The organism is Stenotrophomonas nitritireducens (assembly GCF_001700965.1).
Classification (GTDB): domain Bacteria; phylum Pseudomonadota; class Gammaproteobacteria; order Xanthomonadales; family Xanthomonadaceae; genus Stenotrophomonas; species Stenotrophomonas nitritireducens_A.
In genome coordinates this window covers 2,258,054-2,271,096 of sequence record NZ_CP016756.1, presented here as the reverse complement: position 1 = coordinate 2,271,096, position 13,043 = coordinate 2,258,054, and the positions used below count along the sequence as shown (strand labels likewise).

Sequence of the window (13,043 nt, the reverse complement as noted above, 5' to 3'; positions counted from 1 at the left end):
CGAATTGACGGCGACAACGTCTGGGAGCTACTCCCCTTCTGAGGCGAATAGTGCCGCCTGTGCCCATTCCAGTCAATGAATACGCTGCAGGCAGGGGGCGGTGCGCGGCTACAATAGCGCCATGAATACCCCACTTCCCGTCGTACGCCTGAAGAACGCGTGGCGCTCCAGCCACCCGTGGATTTTCCAGAAACTGGTCGAAAAGCCGACCGTCAAGCCGAAGTCCGGCACCATCGTCGACGTGGTCGGGGTGGACGGCGAATGGATTGGCCGTGGTTTCTACAACGGCCATTCGCGCATCGCCGTGCGCATCCTGGAAACCAACCCGGACGTGGCGGTGGACCAGGCCTGGTTCGCGCAGAAGCTGGCGCAGGCAGTGTCATTGCGCCGCGACGTGCTCAAGCTTGATGCGATCTCCAACGCCTGGCGCGTGGTCCACAGCGAAGGCGATGGCCTGTCCGGCCTGGTGGTCGACCGCTATGACGACCTGCTGGTGGTCGAGTTCTTCGCCGCCGGCATGTTCCGCCACCGCGAATGGATCTACGAAGCGCTGCGCGACCTGTTCCCGGGTTGCCGCTTCCACAGCTTCGCCGACGAGCACGTGCAGAAGCAGGAAAGCTTCGATTTCCACGGCAACACCACCACCGAACCGGCGGTCATCAGCGAGTACGGCATCAAGTTCCGTGCCGACCCGGCCGGCGCGCACAAGACCGGTTTCTTCGCCGACCAGCGCGAGAACCGTGAGTGGCTGAGCCAGCATGTCGAAGGCAAGACGGTGCTCGATCTGTGCTGCAACACCGGCGGTTTCGCGGTGTATGCCGCAGCGCGCGGTGCGGCCGACGTGCTGGGCGTGGACATCGACCAGGACGTGATCCATCTGGCCAAGGGCAATGCGCGTTTGAACAACGCCAAGCCGCGCTTCGTGCAGGCCGATATCTTCCCGTGGCTGCGTGACGCGGCCAACCGCGGCGACCAGTACGACGTGGTGATCCTGGACCCGGCCAAGATGACCCGCGACCGCGAGCAGGTCATCACCGCGCTGAAGAAGTACCTGGACATGAACAAGCTGGCCCTGGGCGTGGTCAAGCCCGGCGGCCTGTTCGCCACGTTCTCCTGCACCGGCCTGGTGGCCGAGGACCAGTTCCTGGACATGCTGCGGCGTGCCGCGTTCTATTCCAACCGCACCATCCAGATCCTGAAGGTGGCCGGCGCCGGCCCGGACCATCCGTTCATGGCGCACGTGCAGGAATCGCGTTACCTCAAGGCGGTGTTCTGCCGCGTGCTGGACTGAGCAGGCGGTGGTGCCGAGTCATGCTCGGCAGCGGCGTTATCAGCGAAAAGCAGCCCTCACCCCAACCCCTCTCCCGTGTACGGGAGAGGGGCTAAAGCGGTAGTGCCGAGCCATGCTCGGCAGAGGCCTTGCCAGCACACCCGCAGCCTCCATGCCGTCAGTCACTGGCCGACAGCACCGTCGCGGCGCTAAGGTCGGGCCTTTCCCTTCTCGGTAAGGCCTCATGACCCTGCGTCCCCTGTCCCTGCTGGTATCCCTGACGTTGTGCTTTCCACTGGCGGCCTCGGCGGTGGAGTTCAGCCAGGCCGAGCTGAGCAAGGCGACTGCCTTGCAGCAGAAGCTGCTGACCCTGGATACGCACCTGGACACGCCGGCCAACTTCCCGCGCGCCGACTTCAACATCATGCAGCGGCACGACCATAACGCGCTGTCGCAGGTGGATTACCCGCGCATGGTGGAAGGGGCATTGGATGGTGGTTTCTTCGCCATCTACACCCATCAGGGCGACCGCAGCCCGGCCGCACACATCGCCGAACGTGATCACGGCCTGCAGCGCATGCAGGAAATCCACGAAATGCTGGCCGCCAACCCGGACAAGTTCCAGCTGGCGCTGAGCGCGGACGATGCCGCCCGCATCAAGGCCGCCGGCAAGCGCGTGGTCTACATCAGCATGGAGAACGGCAGCCCGCTGGTCGCCGATCCGACCCTGCTGAGCTTCTACTACAAGACCGGCCTGCGGCTGATGTCGACCGTGCATTTCGCCAACAACGAATTCGCCGACTCGGCCACCGATCCCAAGGGCGCCGAATGGAAGGGCTTGAGCCCGGCCGGCAAGGCGTTGGTCAACGAGGCGGTGAAGCTGGGCATCGTGATCGACCAGTCGCATGCCTCCGATGCGGTGTTCGACAACCTGATCGAGATGATGCCGGTGCCCTTCATCCTGTCGCACAGCTCGGCCAAGGCGATCTTCAACCACCCGCGCAATCTGGATGACGCGCGCCTGCGCCAGCTGGCGGCCAAGGGTGGCGTGATCCAGGCCAATGCCTACGGCGGCTATCTGGTCGACGAAACCAAGAGTGCCGAACGCAAGCAGGCCGAAGATGCGCTGGAAGCACGGTTGGGCGGCTGGGACACCATGACCATGGCCAAGGGCGTGGAGTTGCAGAAGGCGATGGCCGAACTCGACCGGAAATACCCGCGGCCCAAGGCCACCCTGGATGATTTCTTCCAGCATTTCGGTCACATCCTCGACGTGGTCGGCCCGGACCATGTGGGTATCGGCATGGACTGGGATGGCGGCGGTGGCGTGACCGGCATGGAGGACACCACCGATCTGCCCAAGATCACCGCCTGGATGCAGCGCCGTGGCCTGAGCGAGGCCCAGATCGCCAATATCTGGAGCGGCAACGTGCTGCGGGTGATGCGCCAGGCGCAGGATTACGCGGCGTCGCAGAAGAAGTCCTGAGCGCGCGCTGTCGGATGCGTGGCATGACGAAGCGGGCTCAGGCCCGCTTTGTTTTTATCCACAAGCGGCTGGGGATAAGTGGGTTATCCACATGTGGGGCTGAGCTTTGAGGCTTCAAGGCAGAAGCACCCCTCCCCAACCCTCTCCCCTTGCCTGCGGCAAAGGGAGGGAGCAGAGCCGCCCCCCTCCCTTGCGCGTAGCGCAGGGGAGGGTTGGGGAGGGGTGCTCTTCAAGCAAGACCCAAACACCCCAAATACAAAAAGCGGGCCGAAGCCCGCCTTTCGCTTCATCCACAACAGCCTGTGGATTACTTGCCGCGCCCCAGCACCGCATTACGGCGGCTGTACAGCGCATACACCACCAGGCCCAATACGTTCCAGGCCAGGAACCACAGCTGGGTGCGCATCGGCAGGCTGATGAACAGATAGATGCAGCCGCCGATGGCCAGCGGACCCACTACCCACGCCAGCGGCGTGCGGAAGGTACGCGGACGGTTCGGCTCGCGCTTGCGCAGCACCAGCAGGCACAGGCCCACTGCGGTGAACGCTGCCAGCGTGCCGGCATTGGCCAGCGCGGCGATTTCATCCAGGCGTGCCACACCGGCCAGCGCTGCCACCAGCACCGCGGTGAACAGGGTGATGGTCACCGGCGTGCCGGTGCGCTGGTTGACCTTGGACAGGCCACGCGGCAGCAGGCCATCACGCGACATCACGAAGAAGATGCGGCTCTGCCCATAGAAGAAGGCCAGCAGCACGGTCGGCAGGGCGATGATGGCGACAATGCCGATCACCAGGGCAGCGGTGCCGTGGCCGAGTTCGCGCATGATCAGCGCCAGCGGCTCGGCGCTCTTGCCGAACACCGTGTAGCTCATCGCGCCCACCGCAGCCAAGGCCACCAGCAGGTAGATGATGGTGCAGCCGACCATCGAGCCGATGATGCCGATCGACAGGTCGCGCTTGGGGTTCTTGGTTTCCTCGGCCGCCGTGGAGATCGCATCGAAGCCGTAGAAGGCGAAGAAGATGATCGCCGCTGCCGCCATCACCCCGCGTTCAACGCCATCCGGGCCCAGCGACTTGGGGAAGCCATAGGGCATGAACGGCTGCAGGTTGGCCATGTCGAAGGCCGGCAGCGCCACTGCCACGAACACCGCCAGCGCGATCAGCTTGAACACCACCAGCACCGCGTTGAGCGTTGCGCTTTCCTTGGTGCCCACCATCAGCATGCCGGCGACCAGGAAGGTGATGACGATGGCCGGCACATTCAGGAAGCCACCTTCCACATGCGGGCCGGCGGCCAGTGCCTGCGGCAGTGCCACGTTCCAGCCGAACGAGGTGTGCAGCCACTCCAGGAAGCCGACGAAGTAGCCGGACCAGCCGACCGCCACCGTACTGACCACCAGCGAGTACTCCAGGATCAGGCTCCAGCCCACCACCCAGGCGATGGTCTCGCCCAGCGCGCTGTAGCTGTAGGTATAGGCGCTGCCGGCGGCCGGCATCATCGTCGACAGCTCGGCATAGGCCAGCGCCGCGCAGGCGCAGATCGTCCCGGCGATGATGAAGGACAGCAGCACCGCAGGGCCGGCCTTGTCCGCACCCACGCCGATCAGCGTATAGATGCCGGTGCCAACAATGGCACCAATGCCCAGGGCAACCAGATGGGGCCAACTCAGCGAGGGAATAAGCCGACGGCCTTCTTCGTGTTCGGTGAGTTGGTCGATGGGCTTGCGCCGGAGCCAGGACTGCATGCGGACCTCACGGTTCGTGGTGGTTCGGGGAAGCGGCCGAGTTTGGCTTAACGCAGTGCAGCAAAGCTAGAAAAAACCGTCATTTGGCGTGCTTTTACCGCGTACGGGTGTCATCGCGCCGAATTCGGCATAAAAGCGACCTGCGCGCGGCCGCTTGCGGCGCGCGCCTGCTGCGGACACGGTCAGGGACGATGCCGTGGCCCATTACTCGGCAATGCCCAGCCGCAGCCCGAACACCACCAGGCAGAGGCCGACGCCGCGCCGCAGCCACACTCCGACGCGCGGGTAGCCGGCTAGCCGCCGGGCGATGAACTGGCCGCCGAAGATCAGTACCGAGCACCAGCCGATGCTGAGGATGGCGATCAGCACCGCCATCGTTGCCAGGGTCAAGGCGCCGCGCTGCCGCACCGGGTCGATGAACAGCGGGAAGAAGGCCATGTAGAACAGGATGGCCTTCGGATTGAGCACACCGACCAGCAAGGCTTGGCGGAACCAGCGCCGCCCGTGTTGTACCGGCGCACTCTCGCCGGCCACCGCAGCCGCCGGTTCACGCAGCAGGTTGATGCCGACCCAGATCAGATAGACCGCACCCACGTAGCGCAGCCCGGCAAACAGCAGCGGATGCGCCTGCAGCAGCGCGGCCACGCCGGTGGCGGCGATGGCGATCAGGATCTGATCGCCCAGCATCAGCCCTGCCAACGTCGCGTAACCGGCACGCACGCCGCCGCGCGCGGTGGCGGTGAGCAGGGTGAAGGTGCCCGGGCCGGGCAACATCCGGAACAGGATGACGGCCACCACGAAGGTGCCCAGGTCGTTGATGCCCATCCACGGCATGAGGCTTCTCCGTATGTCTCAGTGGTGGCTCAGGGCGCGCGCTGTTCGGCCAGGCGCTGCTTGACCGCGCTGATCAGCGCCGGCAGGTCATCAAAGCGCGGCACGCCATAGCGATCGCCGGTGATGTCCAGGTTGCCCTTGCGCCAGTAACCGGCGGGCGCGGCTACCAGCAGCTTGCCCGAGCGCGCGTACAGGCCGAATTCGAGCAGGGTGATCGGGCTCTGCGTGCCCGGCGCGAAATACATCAGCACGATGTCGGCCTGCTCCAGCGCGGCCAGTTCCCATTCCACCTGGCGGCGGAACTCGGGCTCGTCGGCCTCGGCGCGCCAGGCCGGGTTCCAGTCGGCGCGGCGCGGGTTGAGCATCAGCACGCCCTGCTCGGCCAGGGCCGCCTGCACCTGCTGCTGCCAGTCGCCGGCCTTGCCCATCTCGATGCTGCCGGCCAGGAACACCTTGGGCCGCGCATCGTTGGCGGGCAGGGCGTGGGGCGAGGTGATGGTCTGCGAATCGGCGGCGCGGGCTGCCATCGGCAACAGGCACAACAGGCTCGACAACAGCAGGGACAGAGACTTCATGTCGGGGGTGCAGCAGGTGGGGGTGCCTATGATCGCAGATGCACGCCCAGGGAAGTTTTCGCCACCTGCCGACCGCTGCCGGATCAGCTTCTGAGACGGGCAGGGCTACACTTCTCCCCATGCAAACTGAAACCCTGATCCTTGGTGGCCTGCTGGTCGCCGTCCTCGTGCTGCAACTGCTGTTGCTGCTGCGCCGTAACGATACCTCCGCGCTGGAAACCACCTTGCGCGATGAACAGCGCAGCGGCCGCGGTGAGTTGCGTGAGCAACTGGAAACCATGGCGCGGCAGCAGGACATCCGCATCGATGGCTTCGGCCGCAACCTCAGCGACCTGTCCACCCGCACCGACCAGCGGCTGGACCTGCTGCGCGACAGCCTCAACGACGACGCCCGCAAGGGCCGCGAGGAAACCGCCAACGCCCAGCAGCTGCTTGCGCAGTTGCTGGGTACGCGGCTGCAGGATGTGCGCGGCCAGCTCGACGTATTCGGCCAGCAGCAGGAAGCGCGCATGGAAGCCTTCGCGCGCCAGCTGGCCGGCCTGCAGCAGAGTCTGGTCGAGGAAACCCGCAAGGGCCGCGAAGAAGGCGCACAGGTACAGCTGCGCTTCGGCGAGACGCTCAACCAGAAGCTGGGCGAACTGACCCAGCGCAACGAGCAGCGCATCACCGAGATGCGCCAGACCCTGGAAGCGCGGCTGAAGGACCTGCAGGGCGACAACGCCGCCAAGCTCGAACTGATGCGGCAGACCGTTGACGAGAAGCTGCAGAGCACGCTCAACACGCGCCTGGACTCCTCGTTCAAGCTGGTTTCCGAGCGGCTGGAACAGGTGCAGCGCGGGCTGGGTGAAATGCAGCAGCTGGCCACCGGCGTGGGCGACCTCAAGCGCGTGCTGAGCAACGTCAAAAACCGTGGCGGCTGGGGCGAAGTGCAGTTGGACAACATCCTTGAGCAGACGCTCACCGCCGAGCAGTACGCGCGTGGAGTCAAGCTGCGTGCCGACAGTGGCGAGATGGTGGACTTCGCCGTGCGCCTGCCCGGCCGCAGCGATGCCGGCACGCCGGTGTGGCTGCCGATCGACTCCAAGTTCCCGCGCGAGGATTACGAGCGCCTGCTCGACGCACAGGAAGCCGGCGACGTGGACGCGGTGCGCAACTGCGGCAACCAGCTGGAACGGGCCATCCGCATCCAGGCCAAGTCGATCGGCGACAAGTACATCGTGCCGCCGCACAGCACCGACTTCGCGGTGATGTTCCTGCCGACCGAGGGCTTGTACGCCGAAGTCATCCGTCGCGCCGGCCTGGTGGACGCCTTGCAGCGCGAGCACCGCGTGGTGATCGCCGGCCCGACCACGGTCACCGCATTGTTGAACAGTTTGCAGATGGGCTTCCGCACGCTGGCCATCGAGCAGCGTTCCTCGGAAGTGTGGAGCCTGCTGGGCGCGGTCAAGAGCGAGTTCGGCAAGTTCGCTGGCATCCTTGAAAAGGCCGAGAAGCAGATCAACACCGTCGGCAAGAGCTTGGGCGACGCCAGCCGCAAGACCCGCACCATCGAGCGCAAGCTGCGTGGCGTGGAGTCACTGTCCAGCGACGCCTCTCAGGCAATGCTGGGCACCGACGACGAAGCCGACGAAGACAGCCCCGAAAACAGCGACAGCTGACGTAGTGCCGAGCCACGCTCGGCAGAGGCTCGACCAGCAACGCCACTGTAATGCCGAGCCGTGCTCGGCAGAGGCTGTACCGGTAAAGCCCCAGCCGAGCATGGCTCGGCTCTACAGTTAAAGCGGCAGCCCAGCCTGGTTCAGCATCACCACAGAACCCAGCGTTACAACCTGAGCGTCGTGTCAGCGTCACCCATGCCGTTTATGCTTTCCCCTTCCCAACCCCCAAGCAGGCAACCGCATGACCGCTTCCGTTTACGACATCGCGCTGACTACCATCGACGGCGCGCCGTCATCGTTGGCCGACTATCGCGGCAAGGTGCTGCTGGTGGTCAACACTGCCTCCAAGTGCGGCCTCACCCCGCAGTACGAAGGCCTGGAAAAGCTGTACCGCGAAAAGAAGGATGCCGGCCTGGAAGTGCTGGGTTTCCCGGCCAACAACTTCAACGGCCAGGAGCCGGGCAGCGAGGACGAGATCAAGCAGTTCTGCGCGTTGACCTATGACGTCAGCTTCCCGATGTTCTCCAAGATCAGCGTTGCCGGTGACGATATCCACCCGCTGTACCAGCAGCTGACCGCCGCGCAGCCGGCCGCCATCGGCGAAGGCCCGATGCGCGAGAAGCTGGTCGGCTTCGGCATCGAGGCCAACCCGGCTCCGGCCGTGCTGTGGAACTTCGAGAAGTTCCTGATCGGCAAGGACGGCAAGGTTGTCGCCCGCTTCGCCCCGGACACCACCGCCGATGACGAAGGCCTGCGCAAGGCAGTGGACGCAGCACTGGCTGCGTAAAGCAGGACAGTTGTGTTCTTGTGGGAGCGGTGTCAACCGCGAAGCTGCTGGATCAGCAGATCGCAGATCGCAGGTCGATCGGGTCGTTCGGCGATGTCAGCTTCGCGGCTGACGCCGCTCCTACAAAATAGAAGCAAACAAAAAGCCCGAGTTTCCCCGGGCTTTTTTCGTATGTTGCCGGATGCGAACCCGCAACAACCAGGATCAATCGCCCCAGTTCGGCATCGGCATTGCGTCGACCGGAATCGGGGTCTGGTCGTCGTCGTCGCGCTTGCCGCCGTGGCGCAGATCTTTTTCGATCTGGTAGGTGCGGCGCTGCAGCCAGGCATCGCGGGTCAACGCGTACTCGTCCACTGCGGTATCACGCAGCGAATCCACCGCCATCAGCTGCGCACGCATGTCCACCAGCTGCAGGCCCTGCAGGCCGATGCGGACCTTGTCCATCTCGATCTGGCGCATCGGTGACAGCGGGATATCACCGGCCAGACCGAAGACATCACGTACCGTACGTGGGCCGAAGAACGGCAGCTCCACATAGCGCGAACGACGCCAGCCCCAGGTGCCCAGGGTCTGACCGAAGTCTTCGCTGCGCTTGGGCACCATGGCCTTGCTGGCCGGATCGAACAGGCCACCGACACCGAAGGTGGAGTTCATCAGGAAGCGCCCCAGCGTGTCCCAGGCATCGTCGGCATGGCCCTGCAGCAGCTGGTTGACCATGGTCAACGGCGAGCGCAGGTTGCTGAAGAAGTTGCTCACGCCGGTACGCGCGAACTGCGGCACGACGTGGACATAGGCAGTGGCCAGCGGGCGTGCAACCGTGCGGTCAACCGCATTGTTGAAGCGGTGCACGCCGCGGTTGTACTTCTCCCACGGGTCGTAGGTCATGCCGGCCGGTGCCGCGCCGTCCTCGCCTTCGCTGCCCGGTGCGGGGCCGCCATAAAGCGCGGCGAAGTCGTCTTCGGCGCCGGTGGGGGCGGTGGTGCCGCTGGCGTTGGCCGTTGCATTGTCCTGCGGCGCGTCGGCGCTGCTGTTGACCACGTCCTGCGCCGGCGCGGGAGCCGATGCGGCGGTGTCTGCGGCCTGCCCGGTGGCCTGCGGCGCAATCTGCGTGGACGCAGGCATGGCATCGCGCGCCGGCTTGCCGGCACAGGCCGCAAGCAGGGCCACGGCGAGCAGAAGGAAGAGGGTGCGGAAAATTTTCATGTCAGCTTCCTGCTGAGGAGGCGTTGAAATCGAGGGACGGTGACAGCCGGTAGGCCGCACACAGTTCGTCCAGTCCAGCCGGCGCACCGCTGACGTTGCCGCCGCCCTGTGCGCGCAGCCGTGCAGCGAGCTCGCTCAACAATGCCAGGCCGGCACTGTCGATGCGCTCCACCGCCTGCAGGTCGAGCTGGCGCAACGGAGCAAGCCCGCGCGCCAGCTGCGGCCACAGTGCAACCACCGCCGCGCGGTCGATCACGCCTGCCAGCAGCAGGGTGTCGCCCTCGGTGCGGAAGGCTGCCTTACTTGCCACGGGGAGCCGGGCCGGCGCTGGCCTGCATGCTGCCGCTGCGTAGTTCGGTGGCCACCTGCTTGATCGACTTCTGTCGCAGCGGTGCATCGAACTGGTTCTTGAAGGTCTGCACGTAGGAGATGCCTTCGATCATCACGTCGAAGATCTTCCACTGGCCATCGACGTTGCGCATCAGGTACTCCACCGGAGTCGGCTCGCTGCCGGCGCGCACCAGTTCGGTGGACACTTTGACGCCGCGGTTGCCGGGCAGCGGCTGCTCGCTCTTGTAGCGGAAGCTGGGCTTGCCCTGGATGTCGAGCAGGGCCGAGCCGTAGCGGGACATCAGGTTGTCGGCCATGGCATCGGCGAACAGCTTGACGTCGGCATCGGCGGCGCCGCGGCCGTGCACGCCCAGCACCAGCCGGGCGGCGTAGTCGCGGTCGAAAGCGCGGCTCAGTTCACCATCGATGTAGCTGCGCAGCGTTGCCGGGTTGGCGCGGAACTCGGCGCGACGGGTCTGCAGGGCGTTGATGATGCGGGTGCTGGAATCCAGCACGGTGCGGGCAGCAGCCGAAGGCTGCGCGGCGGTTGCGGCCGGGCGCGCCTGTGCAAGCGCGAGCGACGGCGCGGTGGCCAGCAGGGCCGCAGCGAGCACGGCGGTAAGCAGTTTCACTTTCATGGTTGCGGTTCCGTAGCGGGCGCGTCCGCGCCGTGGGTGTCGTTGCCAGCAGCGCCGTTGTTGCCGCCACCGCTGAACATGTATTTGCCTACCAGCTGCAGCAGGTCCACCGCCGGCTGGGTGAAGACGATTTCATCACCGGATTTCAATACGTCCGGATCGCCGCCCGGCTGCAGGCCGATGTAGCTCTCGCCCAGCAGCCCGCTGGTGTAGATGCCGGCGGAGGTGTCGGCCGGCAGGTCCTTGAACTTGCTGTCCAGCGCCAGGGTCACGATGGAATCGTATTTAGTCGGGTCGAGCTGAATGTCAGCTACTTGGCCGATGGTCACACCGCCAATCTTCACTGGCGCCTGCTTGCGCAGCTGCCCGATCTGGCTGAAGTGTGCCTTCAGTTCATAGCCGCCACCGCTCATGCCGAAGCGCTGGTTGGTGGAGGCCACGGCCAGCACCAGCAGCGAAGCCAGGGCCAGCAGCAGGAAGGCGCCGACGGAAAATTCGAGTCTGGGTCCACGGATGGCCATTGGTTGTCTCACTCCTGATCCAGCAGATGCTTCGGGGTGTTCGAAGCGGGTTGTTCGTTTGAACCCGGCACAGCACTGTGCGGGCGGTTGCAAGGGACCGGCGTCATTGGAACAGCAGCGCCGACAGCACGAAGTTGAACATCAGCACCAGCAGCGAGGCGTTCACCACCGCGCGGGTGGTGGCCACCGAAGTACCTTCGATGGTCGGCTCGGCGTGGAAGCCGACATATGCGGCAACCAGCGCCGCGGTACCGCCGAAGATCGCCGACTTGAGCAGGGCCACCGCAAAGTCATCCCAGAAATCGACGCTGCCGCGCAGCCCCGACCAGAATGTGCCGTTGTCCTGGCCCAGGATGTGCACGGCTTCGAAGTAACCACCGGCGATGGCCAGCGAGCAGAAGATGCCGGTCAGCAATGGCACGGTCAGCACCGCCGCCCAGAAGCGCGGCGCCACCGCCTTGGCGATCGGGTCGATGGCCATCAATTCCAGCGCCTTGATCTGGTCGGTGGCGCGCATCAGCCCCAGTTCGGCGGCGATCGAGCTGCCGGCGCGGCCGATGAACAGCAGCGCGGTCAGTACCGGTGCCAGTTCGCGGTACAGCGACAGGCCGAGCAGGGTGGACAGCGCATCGGAGGCACCAAAGGTGGTCAGCGTGCGGTAGCCCTGCAGAGTCAGCACCAGACCGACAAACGCGCCGCCAACGGCGATGATCGGCAGCGAACGCGCGCCGATCTTGTAGATTTCGCGGGTCAGCTCGGCCAGGAAGTCACGGGTCGGCAGGGAACCGCGCAGCACCGTCAGCGAGAACAGCCCGGCGCGGCCCAGCGAGCGGATGGAGGAGGTGAAGGGCATCAGAGAACGGCTCCAGAAGCGCGAGGGCTGCAGGGCTTGTCTCCCTTCTCCCGCAAGCGGGAGAAGGTGCCCGAAGGGCGGATGAGGGCAGCTTTTGCTCTACAGAGGGGGCCAGAAGCGGACACCGCGTGCATCTTCACCATCACGCCTTCTCCAACCCGTAGCTACGCGTGGGCGCATCAAACGGGATCGGGCCGTCCGGCTCGCCGTGCAGGAACTGCCGTACCAGCGGGTCGGTCGTGGCCTGCAGCTCGTCCGGGGTACCGGAGAACACGATGCCGCCATTGGCGATCACCACCGCCTGATCGCAGATCGGCAGGGTTTCATGCACATGGTGGCTGACGATGATGCTGGTCAGGCCCAGGCTGTCGTTCAAACGCTGGATCAGGCTCATGATCACGCCCGAGGCGATCGGGTCCAACCCGGTCAGCGGCTCGTCGTAGATCATCAACGGCGGGTCCAGCGCCAGCGCACGCGCCAGCGCCACACGCCGCGCCATGCCGCCGGACAGCTCGCGCGGCCAGGCATCGGCAGCGGCCAGCAGGCCCACCGCGTGCAGCTTCATCTGGATCAGGCGATGCAGCACCGCTTCGGGCAGCCGGGTATGCGCGCGCAGCGGCAGCGCCACGTTGTCGGCCACGCTCAGGTCGGTCAGCAGGCCGTTGCCCTGCAACAGCACGCCGACGTTCTTGCGCATCTCCAGAAGGTCACGGTTGCCGTGCGGGATATCCCGACCAAACAACTGTACGGTGCCGGAGACCGGCCGCAGCTCACCGGTCAGCGCCGCCAGCATGGTGGACTTGCCACTGCCCGACGGGCCCAGCACAGCAGTGATGCTGCCCTGTGGCACCTGCAGCGAAACATCGCGCAGAATGGTGCGTCCGCCGCGATCGATTCGCACGTTGGACAACTGCACCAAGGGAGTCCGAGCTGAGGGCATGGTGGCCTTTAACGGAAAACCAACGTTCTAGGATTGCCAGCCGCGCCTGAACATAAGCGTACTGGACCGTGCAGTATTGTCGCACTCCGCGCGCCTTCCGGCATGCGTCGCAGGTCGGTATTGGTGGCAACACACTGTCCCCCCAGTGGTCGAATCGGCGTCCGGAAGCTGTGCACAGAGCGTGAGGGGTCCAGCTATCGGGAC

The 13,043-nt window shown here is 65.4% G+C and carries 13 protein-coding genes; 4 read left to right on the top strand and 9 right to left on the bottom strand.

What is annotated here, in order from left to right:
* The first annotated feature begins 121 nt into the window (after positions 1–121).
* Both BCV67_RS09610 and BCV67_RS09605 read left to right on the top strand, forming a co-directional pair.
* A complete protein-coding gene (locus BCV67_RS09610; RefSeq protein ID WP_062171989.1) occupies positions 122–1,291 on the top strand; it encodes a class I SAM-dependent rRNA methyltransferase in 1,170 nt (389 codons plus the stop codon).
* Positions 1,292–1,514: 223 nt separating this feature from the next.
* A complete protein-coding gene (locus BCV67_RS09605; protein ID WP_062170867.1) occupies positions 1,515–2,756 on the top strand; it encodes a dipeptidase in 1,242 nt (413 codons plus the stop codon).
* A 307-nt stretch (positions 2,757–3,063) separates the two neighbouring features.
* Here the strand turns inward: BCV67_RS09605 and BCV67_RS09600 are convergent, their stop codons facing one another.
* From BCV67_RS09600 to BCV67_RS09590, 3 genes are all read right to left on the bottom strand, one after another.
* Positions 3,064–4,500 carry an amino acid permease gene (locus tag BCV67_RS09600; RefSeq protein WP_062170869.1) on the bottom strand — a complete coding sequence of 479 codons (1,437 nt, stop codon included), beginning with the start codon at positions 4,498–4,500 and terminating at the stop codon, positions 3,064–3,066.
* A gap of 204 nt (positions 4,501–4,704) precedes the next feature.
* Complete coding sequence (gene leuE, locus BCV67_RS09595) at positions 4,705–5,334, bottom strand: leucine efflux protein LeuE (RefSeq protein WP_062170872.1); 630 nt, start codon at positions 5,332–5,334, stop codon at positions 4,705–4,707.
* Positions 5,335–5,363: 29 nt separating this feature from the next.
* Positions 5,364–5,909 (bottom strand): nucleoside 2-deoxyribosyltransferase domain-containing protein, encoded by a 546-nt coding sequence (locus BCV67_RS09590; RefSeq protein ID WP_057629921.1) that lies wholly within the window; start codon positions 5,907–5,909, stop codon positions 5,364–5,366.
* 119 nt (positions 5,910–6,028) lie between these two features.
* Here BCV67_RS09590 and rmuC point away from each other — a divergent pair, with 119 nt between their 5' ends.
* Both rmuC and BCV67_RS09580 read left to right on the top strand, forming a co-directional pair.
* Positions 6,029–7,567 carry a DNA recombination protein RmuC gene (gene rmuC, locus BCV67_RS09585; RefSeq protein ID WP_062170874.1) on the top strand — a complete coding sequence of 513 codons (1,539 nt, stop codon included), beginning with the start codon at positions 6,029–6,031 and terminating at the stop codon, positions 7,565–7,567.
* A 241-nt stretch (positions 7,568–7,808) separates the two neighbouring features.
* Entirely contained in the window at positions 7,809–8,354 is a 546-nt protein-coding gene (locus tag BCV67_RS09580) for a glutathione peroxidase (protein WP_057629916.1), read from the top strand.
* A gap of 204 nt (positions 8,355–8,558) precedes the next feature.
* On the opposite strand, the gene BCV67_RS09575 is transcribed toward BCV67_RS09580, so the two are convergent.
* The 6 genes from BCV67_RS09575 to BCV67_RS09550 form a co-directional block, all read right to left on the bottom strand.
* Positions 8,559–9,557 (bottom strand): MlaA family lipoprotein, encoded by a 999-nt coding sequence (locus tag BCV67_RS09575; RefSeq protein WP_062170876.1) that lies wholly within the window; start codon positions 9,555–9,557, stop codon positions 8,559–8,561.
* 1 nt (position 9,558) lies between these two features.
* On the bottom strand, positions 9,559–9,867 hold the full coding sequence (locus BCV67_RS09570; protein WP_062170878.1) for an STAS domain-containing protein: 309 nt from the start codon (positions 9,865–9,867) through the stop codon (positions 9,559–9,561).
* Positions 9,857–10,525: an MlaC/ttg2D family ABC transporter substrate-binding protein gene (locus tag BCV67_RS09565; protein ID WP_062170880.1), complete on the bottom strand. Its 669-nt coding sequence runs from the start codon at positions 10,523–10,525 to the stop codon at positions 9,857–9,859. Before BCV67_RS09565 ends, BCV67_RS09570 begins: the two co-directional genes overlap by 11 nt.
* On the bottom strand, positions 10,522–11,046 hold the full coding sequence (gene mlaD / locus BCV67_RS09560; protein ID WP_062170882.1) for an outer membrane lipid asymmetry maintenance protein MlaD: 525 nt from the start codon (positions 11,044–11,046) through the stop codon (positions 10,522–10,524). Before mlaD ends, BCV67_RS09565 begins: the two co-directional genes overlap by 4 nt.
* Positions 11,047–11,149: 103 nt before the next feature.
* Positions 11,150–11,899, bottom strand: a complete 750-nt coding sequence (locus BCV67_RS09555; RefSeq protein WP_057629957.1) for an MlaE family lipid ABC transporter permease subunit — start codon at positions 11,897–11,899, stop codon at positions 11,150–11,152.
* Positions 11,900–12,041: 142 nt separating this feature from the next.
* Positions 12,042–12,839, bottom strand: coding sequence for an ABC transporter ATP-binding protein (locus tag BCV67_RS09550; RefSeq protein ID WP_062170884.1), 798 nt, complete (start codon positions 12,837–12,839; stop codon positions 12,042–12,044).
* Between the last annotated feature and the right edge of the window lie 204 nt (positions 12,840–13,043).